The organism is Pseudomonas sp. FP1742 (assembly GCF_030687145.1).
In the GTDB taxonomy this organism is placed as follows: Bacteria; Pseudomonadota; Gammaproteobacteria; order Pseudomonadales; family Pseudomonadaceae; genus Aquipseudomonas; species Aquipseudomonas frederiksbergensis_D.
This window is the reverse complement of record NZ_CP117460.1, coordinates 1,935,288-1,951,583: the sequence shown is the minus strand read 5'-3', so window position 1 is coordinate 1,951,583 and position 16,296 is coordinate 1,935,288. Positions and strand designations below refer to the sequence as shown.

Below are 16,296 nucleotides of genomic sequence, written 5' to 3'. Positions count from 1 at the left end.
TCCTTCAATCCTCGACCACCCAGGTGTCCTTGGTGCCGCCGCCCTGGGACGAGTTCACCACCAGGGAACCTTCACGCAAGGCGACACGGGTCAAACCGCCGGGCACAACCCGGGTTTCGCGGCCAGACAATACAAACGGACGCAGGTCGATGTGGCGCGGAGCAATGCCGTTTTCGACAAAGGTCGGACAGGTCGACAGCGACAATGTCGGTTGCGCGATATACGCATGGGGCTTGGCTTTGATCCGCTCGCGGAAAGACTCGATCTCCGCCGCCGTCGCCGCCGGCCCCACCAGCATTCCGTAACCGCCGGAGCCTTGGGTTTCCTTGACCACCAGCTCCGGAAGGTTGGCCAGCACGTGGGACAGTTCCGAGGGGTTACGACACTGCCACGTCGGCACGTTCTTCAGGATCGGTTCTTCATCCAGATAGAAACGAATCATGTCCGTGACGAAGGGGTACACCGACTTGTCGTCCGCAACCCCGGTGCCGATGGCATTCGCCAGCACCACGTTGCCGGAGCGGTAGGACGACAGCAGCCCTGGAACACCGAGCATCGAATCCGGGTTGAACGCCAGCGGATCGAGGAAGGCATCGTCGAGGCGACGGTAGATCACGTCGACCGCTTTCGGCCCGTCCGTGGTGCGCATGAACACCTTGTCATCACGCACGAACAGGTCCGCGCCTTCCACCAGTTCAACACCCATTTCCCGCGCCAGAAACGCATGCTCGAAAAACGCGCTGTTGAAACGCCCCGGCGTCAGCACCACCACGCTCGGGTTGTCGAGCGGGCTGGAGCTTTTCAGGGTGTCGAGCAACAGGTTCGGATAGTGGTCGATCGGTGCGATGCGCTGGGCCGCGAACAACTCGGGGAACAGGCGCATCATCATTTTGCGGTCTTCGAGCATGTAGCTCACGCCGCTGGGGGTACGCAGGTTGTCTTCGAGCACGTAATACGTGCCGTCGCCATCGCGCACCAGGTCGACGCCGGAAATGTGCGAATAGATATCGCGGTGCAGATCCAGCCCTTGCATCGCCAACTGGTATTGCTCGTTGGCCAGCACTTGTTCGGCCGGGATGATGCCGGCCTTGATGATGCGCTGCTCGTGATAGAGGTCGGCCAGGAACATGTTCAATGCCTTGACCCGCTGAATACAGCCGCGCTCGACGACCCGCCATTCACTGGCGGGAATGCTGCGGGGAATGGTGTCGAAGGGAATCAGGCGCTCTGTCCCCTGCTCATCACCATAGAGCGTGAAGGTAATCCCGGCGCGATGAAATAACAGATCGGCCTCGCGTCGCCGTTGTGCCAGAAGCTCGTCAGGCGTTTCGGCCAGCCAACGGGCAAACTCCCGATAATGCGGACGGACCTGGCCGCCGGCATCGTACATCTCATCAAAATAGGTGCGGATCATGCCGTACTCCTTGTCACCCGGACGTCCAGACCTTCGCAAGGCCCGTGCCATCGGCATAAACGCTTTGATATCAATCAGTTGGATAATGCTGCCGCACGCACCGCACCAATCCTGTGCGATAAATGCCCCAACCTGAACGCCCCCGCTTCATGGCGAGGCCATGTTGTCGCCTATCAGCAGCATAGTCAGAGTTGATTTCACTGCTCGGGAGGGAGAGGCGGATAATTCGCGCATTCGTTGCAAAACTTGTCGCTCTTCCCTTTTAGCCGCCTGTTCAGGCGGCTTTTTTTGCATTTTTGAAACGTTATGAATCGAAAACACAATCTTCGGCCTTTTCAAACCACGAAAACGAAAACGGCCAACCCGAAGGTCAGCCGTTGCTGAGTGTTGTCGCTGTTCATAAGGTTATGCGAGTAGCCCTCGTACCTCCTGCTTGACGCCCCATCCCTCGATAATGCCGCCCAGAGGCTCGACCACCGCCTCGAAGTCCTGCTCGAAGTCGCCGATCCCGTCGTAGGTGGCGTACATCACTTTGCTCAGTTCCAGAGACCATGCGCCGTCATCACGCACGCTGATCTGGGCATTCAAGGATTCACCACAAAAATGACCTGCCGCCCTGCGTGCCCGCTCCTCGTCCGGGAAAATGGCGTAGAACTCGATGGGATGGAATCGTGAAAAGTCGAAACCGCCTTCTTTCATGCGGCGCAGCACGCTGCTGCTGATGTCTTCTTGATAGGCTGTGCTCATGAAACGTCCCCCTCAGACTGATGGATAGACTTTCCGTATTCCCTGCACTTTCAACCGATTGGTGAGAGCGATACGGCAACAGAGGTTGCCGCCGGGAAACAAGCATGTAGCTGACAAGACCAGACCTTAGCGAGTCATTCGCTGATCTCGCTTGCAGAGTAGCCCTTAGATAGAGCTGCTGCCAAGGTCTGGTAGTGAATGTGACAAGAGGTGTATCAAATCGGGGTAATGCCGAGGATTTCAATGCTGTACTGGGATTTCAGGCTTTTGACGGTCGGATCATCGGTGCGACCCTCCAGATCATTGAGATCAAGTTCAGCAGCGACCGGCAGGCGCCGGGCGCGAATGAGTTTGGCGGCCTGCTCGCTATTCGGGCATTCCTCGCACTCGAAGAGTTCGTCGACTGTTTCACCGTGATCATCCACGAAAGTGATTTTCCACTTTTGCATCGGTGCCTCCTCGATAAAACCCTTGGATGGGCTTACATCTATCTGGACTTTTGCCTTGAGTGATCGTTCAAACGGATTACACCGCGCCAGCCTGTAAAAAACAAAACCTGTGGGAGCGGGCTTGCTCGCGAAAGCGGTGTGTCAGTCGACATCTCTATCGACTGAAAGACTGCCTTCGCGAGCAAGCCCGCTCCCACAAGGGGTGTGGATAACTTTAGTCGTTGCTGGGTTTGTTCACCGCTTGCAGCACGTACTGCGGCAAGGCGAAGGCGCCGATGTGGATTTCCGGATTGTAGTAGCGGGTGATGATGCCGCTGCCGGCGAAGCGCTGTTGCAGGGTTTCGCGGGACAATTTGCGATAGGCGGTATCGGTCGCGCCCCAGGCGAAGGTCATCGCGCCGCCGATGTAGGTCGGCACCGCCGCTTGATAGAAGTGCCAGTCCGGGAACAGGCTGCGCAGGCGGCCGGCGGTGGTTTTGACTTCTTCGATTTGCATGAACGGGGTGCCGTTCTGGGTCACCAGAATGCCACCTTCGTTCAGGCAGCGATGGCATGCCTGGTAGAAGTTTTCGGAAAACAGCACTTCGCCCGGACCGATCGGGTCGGTAGAGTCGGAAATGATCACGTCGAACTTTTCGGTGGTGGTGGCGACGAAACGCATACCGTCGTCGATCACCAGGTTCAGGCGTGGATCATCGAACGCACCCTTGGAGTGGTTCGGCAGGAATTCCTTGCACATGTCGACCACGGTGCCGTCGATTTCGACCATGGTGATGTGCTCGACACTGCGGTGCTTGGCCACTTCACGCAGCATGCCGCCGTCGCCACCGCCGATGATCAGCACGCGCTTGGCGGTGCCATGGGCGAGGATCGGCACATGGGTGAGCATCTCGTGGTAGATGAATTCGTCGGCTTCGGTGGTCTGGATTACACCGTCCAGCGCCATCACCCGGCCCATGCGCGGGTTTTCGAAGATCACCAGGTGCTGGTGTTCGGTGCGCACTTCGTGCAGCAGTTTTTCCATGCGAAAACGCTGGCCATAGCCTTCGTAGAGGGTTTCCAGGTAGTCGCTGGTTGGGGTATTGCTCATGGGAAGTGCTCCGATGAATGCGGGTGGCAACGGACGGTTACCCGCCCATGATGGCCAATCGATCACCTCGATTGACCGGGAAAGGCGCGCATTCTACGTCGCGGAACATGACAGGTCGAACCTTCGTCAGACAGAAGACATTTTGAACGCTCAGGAGGTCCCCTTGTGGGAGCGGGCTTGCTCGCGAAGGCGGCTGATCATTCAACATTGATGTCGACTGAAAGTCCGTTTTCGCGAGCAAGCCCGCTCCCACAGGGAAAATGTGTTGGCCTGGGAGCGGCATCAGATCCGCACATCGCCTCTTGGCCCGGCGATGGCCCAGATGATCAGGCCCAGGACCGGCAGCAGCAGGATCAACAGCACCCAAAGGACTTTCATCCCGGTTTCGGCGCCACTTTTAAGCACGTTGATGATGGCCCAGATGTCCAGGGCAAAAATAATCAGGCCGATCAGGGTGTTGAACGTGGAACCCATGGTGTCGCTCCAAAAAAATGGTAGGCACTCTTAGGATAGTCGGGTCTTGCAAGGGTTCCGTTTTATTACCGTTGTAGACGGCTTCAGACGTGGATGGCCACTTTCAGGGCTTCCAGGGAGGGCGCGGCGGCGATGCCGACTTCGGCGCACAATTCCAGCACCCGTGGCACGTCGTTGCCGTAGACCAGTACCACTTGCAGTTCATCGTCGAGCAACTGGCTGAAGTTCATCAAGGTGTAGCCACCGTTTTCCTTGTTCAGGCTGCTCATCTGCACCTGAATGCGGTTGAGTGCCGTGAGGGCTTCGGTTTTGGCCAGTTGCTTGGGTTTGATGTTGAACGCAACGCCGGGGCCGAACGAGGCGACGATCTGCGCGAACAGGTCCATGTAGGTGTCGGCCTGGAACAGCACGGTTTCCGGCAGACTGCCGACGACAACCCACTCGCCCAACGGGATCGGAAAGGTGTCGTCGTAGTTGATGTCTGGATTGGCCGCCAGAAAAGCCTCGGGATCGGCGTAGGCCTGAGCCGCTTCGTCAGCGATTTTCAGGATTTCGTCCTCGCCCATGCACCCGGAGCTGATTTTGCTGATGAGTTCGACGAGTGCGGCTTTCATGAAGTGGATCCTGTAGCGAGGGAATTTTGAGGGCGCGAAGGATAACGCATTCGGAAACGGATTGCGGGACCTGGCAGGAACCTGTGGCGAGGGGGCTTGCCCCCGTTCGGCTGCGAAGCAGTCGTAAAACCAGAGAACTGGGTTTGACTGAGATACCAAAGGGGACCGCTTCGCGGTCCAACGGGGGCAAGCCCCCTCGCCACAGAGCTCCCTCGCCACAAAAGCCCCGCGACACTACAGAGGTCAGGCCAGGAGTTTTTGCAGCTGCGCCGTAGTATCCGCCGCCCCCATGGTCTTGGCCGCGTCCAGCGCGGACACCCCATTGGCATCCTTGGCTGCCGGATCGGCGCCCTTGCTGATCAGGTAGTCGATGATTTCGACGCGGTTGAACATCGCCGCCATCATCAGCGCAGTGCGACCGTCGAAGGACGAACCTTCCACTTCAGCGCCACCTTCAACCAATGCCTTGACCACTGCCAGATCCCCCTTGAACGCCGCGCCGGCAATCGGGCTCTGGCCGTTGTCGTTGCGAATCTCGGGATCGGCCTTGTGTTCGAGCAGGACTTTTACCGTGTCGACATGGCCGTGGTACGCGGCGAGCATCAGCAAGGTGTCGCCCTTGTGGTTGCGCAGGTTCGGCGGCAGGCCCTTGGTCAGCAGCGCAGCCATCATGGCCGCATCACCCTCGCGCGCTTTGTTGAACACCTGTTCGGCAAATTCGGCAGCCTCTTCGGGGGTCATCTGGCGGCTTTTGTCTGACATTGGGGACTCCACATTCGGTCAATCGGAAAGCCGATAGTTTCCCGAGCAGCCCGGAACCTGTCACTTGTTTTTTCTCATGGACGGTCATAGCCAGATTCAATAGCGATACCTGCCACCGCGAATATCCGCCGACACCTGCTCGGTGACTTGCACATAAGTCTCGGTGCCCGGCAGCCAGGCGTAGACCGGGTCCTCGCCAGACTTGTTCGGGTCGAAGGCTTCGTCCTTGAGCCGGGCCTTCTGGTATTTGAAGGTTCCGGTGGTCTCCATTTTCACCTTCACCCGCAGAAACAATGGCACCGCATAGGCCGGCATTTGTTGCCGGGCGAAAGCCAGCAATTCGCTGAAATCCAGAGTCGCCAGGGATTCGGCTGGGGTAATCGCGGCCATCCCCGCTCGCCCGTTGGTGTTGTGGATTTCCACGCCATAGGCCACGGCTTCGGCAATATGCGGATGTTGCAACAGGATGTTTTCGACCTCGGTGGTGGAGACGTTTTCGCCCTTCCAGCGGTAGGTGTCGCCCAGGCGATCGACAAATTGCGCATGACCAAAACCGATGTTGCGCAGCAGATCACCGGTATTGAAGTAACGGTCGCCCTTCACGAACACGTCGTGGAGCACCACTTTTGCGGTCTTCTGCGGATCGGTGTAGCCGTCCAGCGGCGCCTTGTCGTCAATTCTCGCCAGCAATAAACCCTGCTCGCCCTTGGCCACTTTGCGCATGAAGCCGTTGGCATCCCGCGTGGGGGCGCCGCTGTCGTGGTCGTACGCCACCAGCTCCCAGGCCATCAGGGAAAAGCCAATGGTGTTGTCGAAGTTGAGGATATTGGTGAAACCGATATTGCCGTCGCTGGCGGCGTATAGCTCGCAGATATGGTCGACGGCAAACCGCGTCTTGAACTCGCGCCACGCTCCAGGGCGCAGACCATTGCCAATCATCTTCGTCACGCCGTGCCGACTGTCGTCGACGCTGCGCGGTTGATCCACCAGATAGCGGCACAATTCGCCGACATAACCGAGGGTGGTCGCCCGGTACTTGCGCACGTCGCTCCAGAACTGGCTGGCGCTGAACTTGCGGCGGATGGCAAACCCCGACGCCCCGCTGATCGCCGAGCCCCAGCACACGCAAAGCCCGGTGGCGTGGTACAGCGGCAAGGTGCAATAAACGACGTCCTGCGGCTGCATGTCCAGGGCGATCAGCCCGAAACTGGCACAGCTGCGCATCCAGCGGCCATGCTTGAATACCCCGGCCTTGGGCAACCCGGTGGTGCCCGAGGTGTAGATATAGAAGCAAGGGTCGTCGAAAAAAACCCGTCGGCTGCTGGCGGGATTGTCGCTGGACGCCTCGCAGCTGGCCGTCATCAGATTGGTGAAGCCATCGGGCGAATTGCCCGGGTCGCTGAAGGTGTCTTGATCGGCGACAAACCAGGTACGCGCCACATCGATGGCCACCCGCTCGCGCACCGCATTAAAGGCCGGAACCAGCTCTTCTCCGACCACGATCGCTACGGGCATCACCAGGTTCAGGCTGTGAGCCAGGGTGTCGCGGGTCTGGGAAGTATTGAGTAAGGCACTGATCGCGCCGACCTTGGCCACCGCCAATATCGTCACCAGCAACTCCACACGATTCTCGATGAAGATCGCCACCACATCGCCCTTGCCAATGCCTTGAGCGATCAGATGATGGGCGATGCGATTGGCCCACTGATTGATCTGTGCATAAGTGAGCGTCACGTCGCCCTGCATCAATGCCGGGCCATCGGGGTTGCGCAGCGTCGCCTGTTCGAAACTCCAGCCCAGACCACACGGTTGGGTCGGATCCTTGACGTTGGCCACTTTCATGCCCTTGACCACGCGGGGGATGGCTTTGGCAATGGAAGGCAGTTTGCGGAGCATCATGCCCCAGGTAATCGTGTCGTTCTGCGTGCGGCTCATGGTTGCTCCCGTTCGATCTTTTTATTGTCGGGTGGCGTTGATTGAGGCCGAAAATACGTCAGGGCTTCTTGGGCTGTACACGCGGTTTTTGCAATGTTTTGTATCCACGGCCGCCGCATTCGAAAAGCGCAACCCCGGCGATTGCGATTGGTTCCATCCAATTGTCGCCAACCTCGCAAAATGCAGGATGCACGATGGCCATTCATGCAAATTGCACGATACCCTGAAAATCATGAATATATAACTTGTTGATTTATATGAAATTTTAAAAATAACGACACTGGCACAATCACTGCAACTACCTCTCCATGTTGCCCTTCAAGCACAAAATGGAGCTGATAGACATGAGCCTGATCCAGGAAAAATTTTCGTCGCTGTTCTCCAACTTCGAAGTCATCACCCAGCCACGGCCTGACGGCGGCATTCTGCTGACCCTGCGCAGTCAGGAAGGCAAAGTCTTCAAACGTTCGATTTCCTACCAGCAGTTACACGCCGGCGATCAACTGTCATGGGTGATCAGCGCGATTCGCCGTGACATCGCCGAACAGGCCAGCGAACTGCCACAGATCTCCATGCTGCAAAGCCAGCAACGGTTCGCCCTGCCGACTTATCACTCGGTTTAAACCTGCGGTTGTATAAATAAACGCGCTACAAACAAACAGGCCGTGAGAGCTTTCGCTTCACGGCCTGAGTTGTTTCTACGGCTGATGTTTAAAAGGTAGAAGGAGTGATCCCGGCAAAACTGTCCACCGTCGCATGCCCCGCCAACTCCCCGCCTTCACGTGCCAGGCCACAGGTGGCCATGCCGGCCGTGCGCGCCGCGTCCAGTTCCTGAACGATATCGGACAGAAACAGAATCTGCGAAGCCTCGACGCCAATCGCCCGGGTGATGCGCTCGTACGACTGCGCTTCGCGCTTGGGGCCCGAAGTGGTGTCGAAATAGCCGCTGAACAACGGCGACAAATCCCCCGCCTCCGAGCAACCGAAAATCAGCTTTTGTGCCTGAATCGAACCCGAGGAATAAACAAACAGTTGATAGCCTTCCTGATGCCAGCGCTTCAGCGCGTCAACGGCGTCCGGATAAACGTGGCCTTTCAACTGCCCGGCCTTATACCCCTGCTCCCAGACCATGCCCTGCAACGCCTTGAGCGGCGTGGCCTTGCGGTCTTCGGCGATCCAGCCCAGAAGGATGTCGATGACCCGCTCGACGTCGGCTTGCGGTTCACCGCTGTCACGCCGAACAGCGGCGAGCTGTTCGGCGACGTCAGCGCGTTCGGCATTTTGCCGAACGAAGTCCGGCAGGTGTTTGGCCGCGTAGGGAAACAATACGTCGAACACAAAACTCACCGCGCTGGTGGTGCCTTCGATGTCGGTGAGAATCGCTTTGATCGGCATCGGCTCAGTCCTCAAGACGCGGGAAATGGCTGGCAATGTCATCACCGGTGAAGTTGGCCACCCAACCTTCGGGGTTGTTGAACAGGCGGATCGCGACGAAGTGCGGGTTTTCGCCCATGTCGAACCAGTGCGGCGTACCCGCCGGTACCGAGATCAGGTCGTTTTTCTCGCAGAGCACGGCGTACACGTAATCATCGATGTGCAGGGTGAACAGGCCACGGCCGGCGACGAAAAATCGCACTTCGTCTTCGCCATGGCGGTGTTCATCGAGGAACTTGGCGCGCAGCTCGGCTTTTTGCGGGTGATCGCTGTTCAGGCTGACCACGTCGACGGTGATGTAACCGCGCTCGGTCATCAGCTTGTCGATTTGCTCCTGGTACGCGGCGATCACTTCTTCCTGGCTGGCGCCGGGCTGGATTTTCGCCGCGGCTTGCCAACGGTCGAAGCGTACGCCCTGCTCGGCCAGGGTCGAGGCGATGTCTTCAAAGTGGGTCAGCACCTTGTTCGGAATGTCAGGGCTGGAGACGTGATAAACGGACAGGCTGCTCATGGGCAACTCCTTAACGGTTCATGCATTACGGTTAAAGAGCGAGCGCGCCTTCAGCTCGCACTCGAACAAAAATTCAAAGGCTTCGATCTGCCGCAGTGCGTCGCTCATGCGCGCGCCCCACGTATAGAGACCATGGCCGCGAATCAGGTAGCCGACGCAATCAGGGTGGGCGTCGAGCCAAGGCTGCACCTTGGCGGCCAGCCGCGCAATGTCCTGATCGTTGTCGAAAATCGGCACGCGCACCCGGGACTCGTGGGTCGAAACGCCGCTGAAGGCTTTTTGCAGTTCGTAGTCTTCGAACTCGATGAAGTCTTCCGGCGTCAGGCGCGACAGCACCGTGGCATTCACCGAATGGGTGTGCAGCACCGCACCGATCTCCGGGCGCCAGCTATAGAGCTGGGTGTGCAACAGGGTTTCGGCGGACGGCTTCTTGCCTGGCTCCAGGCTGTTGCCCGACAGGTCGGTGGCCAACACATCATCAAGCCCCAGCTGACCTTTGTGCTTGCCGGACACGGTCAGCAAGGCTTCGGTCGGCGACAGGCGGGTCGAGTAATTGCTGCTGGTGGCCGGCGACCAGCCGCGGCCATACAGAAAGCGCCCGGCGTCGATGATTTCCTGGGCGAGGTGTTCACGGGTAAGGCTCATGGCCTGTCCTCTTGCATACGTGTGGCAATGATAACGGCAGCGGCGAAGGCTGCGAGACTGGCGATACTAAAGGTCAATGTGGCGCCCAAGGCATTCCAGCTGTAGCCGGAATACAACGCCCCCAGTGCGCCGCCGGTGCCGGCCAGCGCGGCATACAACGCCTGGCCCTGGCCTTGCTGGCGCGCGCCGAAGCTACGTTGCACGAACTGGATGGCAGCGGCGTGAAAGCTGCCGAAGGTGGCGGCGTGCAGCACCTGGGCGAACAACAGCACCCAGAGGAATTCGGCAAACGAACCGAGCAATAACCAACGCAAAGCCGCCAACAGGAAGCTCGCCAGCAGCACCCGACGCACCGAGAAGCGCGCGAGAATCTTGCTCATGAACAGAAACATCAAGACTTCGGCGACCACGCCGACCGCCCAGAGCATGCCGATCAGCCCGCGACTGTAGCCAAGTCGCTCAAGGTGCAGGGTCAGAAAGGTGTAATACGGCCCGTGACTCATCTGCATCAGCGCCACGCACGCGTAAAACGCCAATACTCCGGGGTTGCGCAATTGCTGGAGAAATCCCTCCCCCGCCAACCGTTCACTCTGAACCGGTTGCGCGTTGGGCACCCACAAGCTGCTGACCACGATCCCGGCCATGATCAGCACCAGTGCCACCGGGTAAATGTCGAGACTCAGCCATTCGAACAATCGGCCCAGCGCCACCACGGTGATGATGAAACCGATGGAACCCCACAGGCGGATCTGACTGTAACGCGAGGTCTGTCCCTGCAAGTGCGCCAGGGTGATGACTTCGAACTGCGGCAACACCGCATGCCAGAAGAACGCGTGCAAGGCCATGACCATCGCCAGCCAGGCGTAGCTTTTGCTGACGAATATCAGCGAGAAGGTCAGCAAGGTGCAGGCGGCGCCGAAACGCACGATGGCCAGGCGTCGCCCGGTGTAGTCACCGAGCCAGCCCCAGATATTCGGCGCCACGCAGCGCATCAGCATCGGAATCGCCACCAGTTCGCCAATGCGTGCGGCGCTGAAGCCCAGATGATCGAAGTACAGCGCCAGAAACGGCGCCGTCGAACCGAGCAAGGCGAAATAGAACAGGTAGAAACTGGAGAGCCGCCAGTACGGGAGCGCCGCCGCTGCCATCAGACTGCAGCGGCTATCAGATCAACCATTAAAGCTGCCCCAACACCGGAGTGCTCACCCGCACATCGGCGTTCTGCCCGCGGTGACGCAGCAAGTGGTCCATCAGCACGATGGCCATCATCGCTTCGGCGATTGGCGTGGCGCGGATGCCGACGCACGGGTCGTGACGGCCCTTGGTGACGACCTCCACCGGGTTGCCATGGATGTCGATGGAACGGCCCGGCGTGGTGATGCTCGATGTAGGCTTGAGCGCCAGGTGCGCAACGATCGGCTGACCCGACGAAATGCCACCGAGAATGCCGCCGGCGTTGTTGCTGAGGAAACCTTCCGGGGTCATTTCGTCGCGGTGCTCGGTGCCGCGCTGGGCGATGCTGGCAAAACCGGCGCCGATTTCCACGCCCTTGACCGCGTTGATGCTCATCAGCGCATGGGCCAGTTCGGCGTCGAGGCGGTCGAAGATCGGCTCGCCGAGGCCCGGCATCACGCCTTCAGCGACCACGGTGATCTTCGCGCCGACCGAATCCTGGTCGCGACGCAATTGGTCCATATAGGCTTCCAGCTCCGGCACTTTGTCCGGGTCGGGGCTGAAGAAGGCGTTCTCTTCCACCGAATCCCAGGTCTTGAACGGGATTTCGATCGGGCCGAGCTGGCTCATGTAGCCACGAATGACGATGCCCTGGGTGGCCAGGTATTTCTTGGCAATCGCGCCAGCGGCTACGCGCATGGCGGTTTCACGGGCCGAACTGCGACCGCCGCCGCGGTAATCGCGCTCGCCGTATTTGTGGTGGTAGGTGTAGTCGGCGTGGGCCGGACGGAAGAGATCCTTGATCGCCGAGTAGTCCTTGGACTTCTGGTCAGTGTTGCGGATCAACAGACCAATGGCGCAACCGGTGGTGCGGCCTTCGAACACGCCGGAAAGGATTTCGACTTCGTCGGCTTCCTGACGCTGGGTGGTGTGGCGGCTGGTGCCGGGCTTGCGGCGGTCCAGGTCGCGCTGCAGGTCCTCAATAGAGATCTCCAGGCCCGGCGGGCAGCCATCGACAATGGCGACCAACGCCGGACCATGGCTTTCGCCCGCGGTGGTGACAGTGAACAGCTTGCCGTAGGTATTGCCGGACATGCAGGACGCTCCGTGAAATCGAACCTAAAATACGTAATGCGCGCCAGTATACGCAGGCTACCCAAGTAGTTCATCCTCGAACCTTATGGGTGCCTGCGAGTCCAACCGGCACCTTGTTGATGATGGCGTGATGATGCTGCGAGTTCTTGCCTTGAGCCTTACCCTGTTTACCGGTTTTGTACAGGCCTCCGTCCTGCAACGCCCGATCACCCTGGACACCGGCAGTGGCGAGCTTTTCGGCTCGCTGTTGCTGCCCAAGTCCGACACGCCGGTACCGGTTGTCCTGATCATTTCCGGCTCCGGTCCTACGGACCGTGACGGAAACAACCCCGACGGCGGGCGCAACGACAGCCTGAAACGGCTGGCCTGGGTGCTGGCCAAACACAACATCGCCAGTGTGCGTTATGACAAGCGCGGCGTGGCGGCGAGCCTTGCGGCCACGCCGGATGAACGCAATCTGTCGGTGGAAGCCTATGTGGCCGATGCCGTGGCCTGGGGGCAGAAGCTCAAGGCCGATCCGCGTCTGGGCAAACTGATTTTGCTGGGCCACAGCGAAGGTGCGTTGATTGCCAGCCTGGCGGCGCCCAGTGTCGATGCCGCGGCGGTGATTTCCCTGTCCGGCAGCGCCCGGCCGATCGATCAAGTGCTGCGCCAGCAGTTGAGCAATCGCCTGCCGCCAGCCTTGATGCTGCGCAGCAATGAACTGCTCGACAGCCTCAAGGCCGGCCACACTGACGACAACGTGCCGCCGCAGTTGCAGGTGATTTTCCGCCCCAGCGTGCAGCCGTACCTGATTTCGCTGTTCCGCCAGGACCCGGCGGCAGCCTTTGCCAAACTGAAGATGCCGGCACTGATCATTCAGGGCAGCAACGACATCCAGGTCGGCGTGGGTGACGCCAGGGCGCTCAAAGCCGCCAAACCGGACGCCGAACTGGCACTGATCGAAGGCATGAACCACGTCATGCGCATCGTGCCCAACGACGTGAAGCGGCAATTGGCCTCCTATAAAGATCCGCAATTGCCCCTGGCGGCGGAACTCGGCGCACGAATCCTCGGATTTATTGACGGACTTCGCCCCAGTTAAGCGCTGTTTGTCCTCCAGTCCTGAAAAAAACGGCCGATAAGCCTTTGTCGCCAGCGCTATGACTGGCGGCAACAGAGCTTGGACAGGATCTCGCCGTTATGACTGATACCCAGACTTCACCCGACTCCACCGCTGAAAAAGACACACCGCCAGCGGTCGAGCTGCCGTGGGCGGACGTCCACGTCGAGCACCACAAAATGCTCCGCCTGGCGCCGTTGCAAACCGACCGTAACACCGGCGGCCGACCGCTGCGCTTTGTCGAATTCGGTTACGCCGAACGCAACAGCAAGGAACACAGCCTGCTGCGCATGGCCATCAAACTGCCAGGCCAACGGGTACGCAAAGAACAGAATCATCTGGACGTATGGGTCGATCACGCCGCCAAACGCGTGCATTTCGCTCCGGAAAGCGGCTTGCAGATAGAGCCGATGAACCGTGGCATCGGGCGCTATATGGCGGCTCAAGGCATCACTTGGGCGAAGAAACGATGGCCCGCCTACACCGTCGACGGCACCGACCTGAACAACAAGGATGCGTTGAACGAAGACACGCGCCTGCGCCGTGACCACTTTCTGCGGGTGCACGGTTTTGACGTGGTCTACGCCGATGCCCAGCATTTGAAGGGCAATGTCAAAGAGGTGCAGGTCGGGGATTTGCTGGGCGACTGGAACAGCGAAAAACTGCAGCAGGTGGAAATCCTCGAAGCCGCGCAGATGCTCCAGCAAGCCGAGCAGAACCTGGCGGAACAGGAAGTCAAACTCAAGAAGCACGAAGAAAAGGTCAGCAAGTACAAGCGTGAAGACGCCGGGTTGCGCTTTACCATTACGTGTCTGGTGGCGTTTGCGGTGTTTCAGGCGGGGTTGTTGATCTGGATTGCCACGCATCGCTGAAGGCTTGAGACCCCGGCGCGGCCATTCGCGAGCAAGCCCGCTCCCACACTGAATCTGTGTCTGACTACATATTTGTGATCGACAACGATCCCCTGTGGGAGCGGGCTTGCCCGCGAAAGCTTTCTGCGGTCAGACGCGGGAAGCGAACAGCGCCTGATGATCGCGGCACTGCTCCGCGGTCAGCATGAACACACCATGCCCACCGCGCTCGAATTCCAGCCAGGCGAAATCGACTTCCGGGTACAGCGCCTCGACATGAACCTGGCTGTTACCCACCTCGACGATCAACAACCCCTTCTCGGTCAGATGATCCGCCGCTTCGGCAAGCATGCGGCGCACCAGGTTCAAACCATCGTCGCCACAGGCCAGGCCCAGCTCCGGTTCGTGCTGGTATTCGTCCGGCATGTCGGCGAAGTCTTCCGCATCGACGTAAGGCGGGTTCGATACGATCAGGTCGAAACGTTGCCCCGGCAAGCCATCGAAACCATCGCCCTGAACGGTAAATACGCGCTCGTCGACCCCGTGACGCTCGATGTTCTGGTTAGCCACTTCCAGGGCTTCGAATGACAGATCGGCCAGCACCACTTCGGCGTTCTGGAATTCGTAGGCACAGGCGATGCCGATGCAACCGGAACCGGTGCACAGGTCAAGAATGCGCGCAGGTTCGGCACCCAGCCACGGCTCGAAACGTTTTTCGATCAGCTCACCAATCGGCGAGCGCGGGATCAGTACGCGTTCGTCAACAATGAACGACAAGCCACAGAACCAGGCTTCGCCCAACAGGTAAGCAGTCGGTATGCGCTCTTCGATACGGCGCTTGAGCAAGCGTTGCAGATTGACCAGCTCATCGTCTTCCAGACGGCAGTCCAGGTAGCTGTCGGCGATTTCCCACGGCAGGTGCAGTGCCCCCAACACCAGTTGACGGGCTTCGTCCCAGGCGTTATCGGTCCCATGGCCGAAAAACAGATCCTCCCCATGGAAGCGGCTGACGGCCCAACGGATATGGTCGCGCAGGGTACGAAGTCGGGAAGTGATCACGGGGTAAACTCCAGAAAAAACGACTGATGATTCTAACAGCCAAAAGGCGCCGCGACGACGCAGGAAAAACACCGGATCAGATGTAGGACTCTTCTATTTTTCCAGCCAGCTATTGAACAGAACGAGTATCTTGACAAGGCTGCGAGCCAACAACGACGGTGCCTGCGATGGTAGCGATTCACAGAAGCGCTCAGCCAGAGGACAATGTCGCAAAAGCCCCACCCGAAGGAGCCCCAGAATGTCCGTTCCAAAAACGATGTTTCAACTCAGCGGCCGTGGTTACGCAGCGGCCAACCTGGGTCATGCGACCCTTGTCATCATCGATGCCCAGAAAGAATACCTCAGTGGTCCTCTGGCCCTGAGCGGCATGGATGCTGCCGTCGCGAACATCAAACAACTGCTGGCCGCTGCCCGTGCAGCCGGTCGGCCGATCGTGCATGTGCGCCACCTCGGCACTGTCGGTGGGCTGTTCGACCCTCAGGGCGAACGCGGTGAGTTCATTCCGGGCCTGGAGCCACAGGGCGACGAAACTGTCATCGGCAAATTGCTGCCAAGCGCGTTTCACGGCACCGAGTTGTACGATCGCTTGCAACAACTGGGCTCGCTCGACCTGATCGTCTGTGGCTTCATGAGTCACTCCAGCGTCAGCACCACCGTGCGCGCGGCGAAGAACCTGGGCTTTCGCTGCACCCTGGTGGAAGATGCCTGCGCGACGCGGGATTTGCCTTGCAAGGGCGGAATCCTCAGCGCCGAACACGTTCAGCAGACCGAAATGGCGATCATGGCGGACAACTTCGCCACCCTCGCCCTGACCCGCGATCTGATCTGATCGACCTTTGATGAGCGGTCCATCCCGCCGCTCATCCGCAAAAATTTCTCATTTGCTGTAATTGCCCTAGCCTCAGGAACATCCCGGTCAACTCCCGGTCGAAGGGCCGATA

General features: G+C 59.3%; 18 protein-coding genes. 4 read left to right on the top strand and 14 right to left on the bottom strand.

The genetic code is table 11. From position 1 onward, the window contains the following. Positions 1-4: 4 nt before the first annotated feature. The 8 genes from PSH64_RS08835 to PSH64_RS08795 all read right to left on the bottom strand — a co-directional run bounded on the left by PSH64_RS08835 (position 5) and on the right by PSH64_RS08795 (position 7,485). Positions 5-1,414, bottom strand: coding sequence for a circularly permuted type 2 ATP-grasp protein (locus tag PSH64_RS08835; RefSeq protein ID WP_105339690.1), 1,410 nt, complete (start codon positions 1,412-1,414; stop codon positions 5-7). A gap of 405 nt (positions 1,415-1,819) precedes the next feature. After that, on the bottom strand, positions 1,820-2,161 hold the full coding sequence (locus tag PSH64_RS08830) for a ribonuclease E inhibitor RraB (RefSeq protein WP_105339691.1): 342 nt from the start codon (positions 2,159-2,161) through the stop codon (positions 1,820-1,822). 215 nt (positions 2,162-2,376) lie between these two features. Then, complete coding sequence (locus PSH64_RS08825; RefSeq protein ID WP_105339692.1) at positions 2,377-2,610, bottom strand: hypothetical protein; 234 nt, start codon at positions 2,608-2,610, stop codon at positions 2,377-2,379. Positions 2,611-2,824: 214 nt separating this feature from the next. Beyond that, entirely contained in the window at positions 2,825-3,700 is an 876-nt protein-coding gene (speE, locus tag PSH64_RS08820; protein WP_105339693.1) for a polyamine aminopropyltransferase, read from the bottom strand. Positions 3,701-3,982: 282 nt separating this feature from the next. Continuing rightward, positions 3,983-4,174, bottom strand: coding sequence for a PLDc N-terminal domain-containing protein (locus PSH64_RS08810; RefSeq protein WP_007940802.1), 192 nt, complete (start codon positions 4,172-4,174; stop codon positions 3,983-3,985). A gap of 83 nt (positions 4,175-4,257) precedes the next feature. Continuing rightward, entirely contained in the window at positions 4,258-4,788 is a 531-nt protein-coding gene (locus PSH64_RS08805; protein ID WP_305480467.1) for a hypothetical protein, read from the bottom strand. A gap of 243 nt (positions 4,789-5,031) precedes the next feature. Beyond that, the gene (locus PSH64_RS08800; protein ID WP_105339695.1) at positions 5,032-5,550 is read right to left on the bottom strand and encodes an ankyrin repeat domain-containing protein; all 519 of its coding nucleotides are present in this window, start codon (positions 5,548-5,550) and stop codon (positions 5,032-5,034) included. A gap of 96 nt (positions 5,551-5,646) precedes the next feature. Then, positions 5,647-7,485, bottom strand: a complete 1,839-nt coding sequence (locus tag PSH64_RS08795) for a long-chain-acyl-CoA synthetase (protein WP_305480466.1) — start codon at positions 7,483-7,485, stop codon at positions 5,647-5,649. 344 nt (positions 7,486-7,829) lie between these two features. Between PSH64_RS08795 and PSH64_RS08790 the strand changes: the two genes are divergently transcribed. Then, positions 7,830-8,108, top strand: coding sequence for a DUF3509 domain-containing protein (locus PSH64_RS08790; protein ID WP_105339697.1), 279 nt, complete (start codon positions 7,830-7,832; stop codon positions 8,106-8,108). Positions 8,109-8,196: 88 nt separating this feature from the next. Here the strand turns inward: PSH64_RS08790 and mtnC are convergent, their stop codons facing one another. Genes mtnC through aroC form a run of 5 tightly spaced genes read right to left on the bottom strand, consistent with a single transcriptional unit; the run spans position 8,197 to position 12,343 of the window. Beyond that, complete coding sequence (gene mtnC / locus PSH64_RS08785) at positions 8,197-8,880, bottom strand: acireductone synthase (RefSeq protein WP_305480465.1); 684 nt, start codon at positions 8,878-8,880, stop codon at positions 8,197-8,199. A gap of 4 nt (positions 8,881-8,884) precedes the next feature. After that, the gene (locus tag PSH64_RS08780) at positions 8,885-9,430 is read right to left on the bottom strand and encodes an acireductone dioxygenase (protein ID WP_105339699.1); all 546 of its coding nucleotides are present in this window, start codon (positions 9,428-9,430) and stop codon (positions 8,885-8,887) included. Positions 9,431-9,448: 18 nt separating this feature from the next. Next, positions 9,449-10,075, bottom strand: a complete 627-nt coding sequence (locus tag PSH64_RS08775; RefSeq protein WP_105339700.1) for a methylthioribulose 1-phosphate dehydratase — start codon at positions 10,073-10,075, stop codon at positions 9,449-9,451. After that, positions 10,072-11,223, bottom strand: a complete 1,152-nt coding sequence (locus tag PSH64_RS08770) for an MFS transporter (RefSeq protein WP_105339701.1) — start codon at positions 11,221-11,223, stop codon at positions 10,072-10,074. The genes PSH64_RS08775 and PSH64_RS08770 overlap by 4 nt, the downstream gene beginning before the upstream one ends. 28 nt (positions 11,224-11,251) lie before the next feature. Further along, positions 11,252-12,343, bottom strand: a complete 1,092-nt coding sequence (aroC, locus tag PSH64_RS08765; protein ID WP_305480464.1) for a chorismate synthase — start codon at positions 12,341-12,343, stop codon at positions 11,252-11,254. A gap of 85 nt (positions 12,344-12,428) precedes the next feature. On the opposite strand from aroC, the gene PSH64_RS08760 reads away from it, so the two are divergent. Further along, entirely contained in the window at positions 12,429-13,427 is a 999-nt protein-coding gene (locus PSH64_RS08760) for an alpha/beta hydrolase (protein ID WP_019579707.1), read from the top strand. A 98-nt stretch (positions 13,428-13,525) separates the two neighbouring features. After that, positions 13,526-14,317 (top strand): hypothetical protein, encoded by a 792-nt coding sequence (locus tag PSH64_RS08755; protein ID WP_305480463.1) that lies wholly within the window; start codon positions 13,526-13,528, stop codon positions 14,315-14,317. Positions 14,318-14,446: 129 nt separating this feature from the next. On the opposite strand, the gene prmB is transcribed toward PSH64_RS08755, so the two are convergent. Then, on the bottom strand, positions 14,447-15,355 hold the full coding sequence (prmB, locus tag PSH64_RS08750; protein WP_028941057.1) for a 50S ribosomal protein L3 N(5)-glutamine methyltransferase: 909 nt from the start codon (positions 15,353-15,355) through the stop codon (positions 14,447-14,449). A 238-nt stretch (positions 15,356-15,593) separates the two neighbouring features. Between prmB and PSH64_RS08745 the strand changes: the two genes are divergently transcribed. After that, positions 15,594-16,184: a cysteine hydrolase family protein gene (locus PSH64_RS08745; protein ID WP_105339704.1), complete on the top strand. Its 591-nt coding sequence runs from the start codon at positions 15,594-15,596 to the stop codon at positions 16,182-16,184. Positions 16,185-16,296 lie beyond the last annotated feature (112 nt).

What these genes read in the sequence shown, in the direction of transcription:
- PSH64_RS08805 (WP_305480467.1), bottom strand. Translation starts at nt 4,788, where the DNA reads ATGAAAGCCGCACTCGTCGAACTCATCAGCAAAATCAGCTCCGGGTGC.
- PSH64_RS08745 (WP_105339704.1), top strand. Translation starts at nt 15,594, where the DNA reads ATGTCCGTTCCAAAAACGATGTTTCAACTCAGCGGCCGTGGTTACGCA.
- PSH64_RS08835 (WP_105339690.1), bottom strand. Translation starts at nt 1,414, where the DNA reads ATGATCCGCACCTATTTTGATGAGATGTACGATGCCGGCGGCCAGGTC.
- PSH64_RS08800 (WP_105339695.1), bottom strand. Translation starts at nt 5,550, where the DNA reads ATGTCAGACAAAAGCCGCCAGATGACCCCCGAAGAGGCTGCCGAATTT.
- PSH64_RS08780 (WP_105339699.1), bottom strand. Translation starts at nt 9,430, where the DNA reads ATGAGCAGCCTGTCCGTTTATCACGTCTCCAGCCCTGACATTCCGAAC.
- PSH64_RS08825 (WP_105339692.1), bottom strand. Translation starts at nt 2,610, where the DNA reads ATGCAAAAGTGGAAAATCACTTTCGTGGATGATCACGGTGAAACAGTC.
- mtnC (WP_305480465.1), bottom strand. Translation starts at nt 8,880, where the DNA reads ATGCCGATCAAAGCGATTCTCACCGACATCGAAGGCACCACCAGCGCG.
- PSH64_RS08810 (WP_007940802.1), bottom strand. Translation starts at nt 4,174, where the DNA reads ATGGGTTCCACGTTCAACACCCTGATCGGCCTGATTATTTTTGCCCTG.
- PSH64_RS08755 (WP_305480463.1), top strand. Translation starts at nt 13,526, where the DNA reads ATGACTGATACCCAGACTTCACCCGACTCCACCGCTGAAAAAGACACA.
- PSH64_RS08775 (WP_105339700.1), bottom strand. Translation starts at nt 10,075, where the DNA reads ATGAGCCTTACCCGTGAACACCTCGCCCAGGAAATCATCGACGCCGGG.
- PSH64_RS08760 (WP_019579707.1), top strand. Translation starts at nt 12,429, where the DNA reads ATGGGTGCCTGCGAGTCCAACCGGCACCTTGTTGATGATGGCGTGATG.
- PSH64_RS08795 (WP_305480466.1), bottom strand. Translation starts at nt 7,485, where the DNA reads ATGAGCCGCACGCAGAACGACACGATTACCTGGGGCATGATGCTCCGC.
- speE (WP_105339693.1), bottom strand. Translation starts at nt 3,700, where the DNA reads ATGAGCAATACCCCAACCAGCGACTACCTGGAAACCCTCTACGAAGGC.
- PSH64_RS08790 (WP_105339697.1), top strand. Translation starts at nt 7,830, where the DNA reads ATGAGCCTGATCCAGGAAAAATTTTCGTCGCTGTTCTCCAACTTCGAA.
- aroC (WP_305480464.1), bottom strand. Translation starts at nt 12,343, where the DNA reads ATGTCCGGCAATACCTACGGCAAGCTGTTCACTGTCACCACCGCGGGC.
- PSH64_RS08830 (WP_105339691.1), bottom strand. Translation starts at nt 2,161, where the DNA reads ATGAGCACAGCCTATCAAGAAGACATCAGCAGCAGCGTGCTGCGCCGC.
- PSH64_RS08770 (WP_105339701.1), bottom strand. Translation starts at nt 11,223, where the DNA reads ATGGCAGCGGCGGCGCTCCCGTACTGGCGGCTCTCCAGTTTCTACCTG.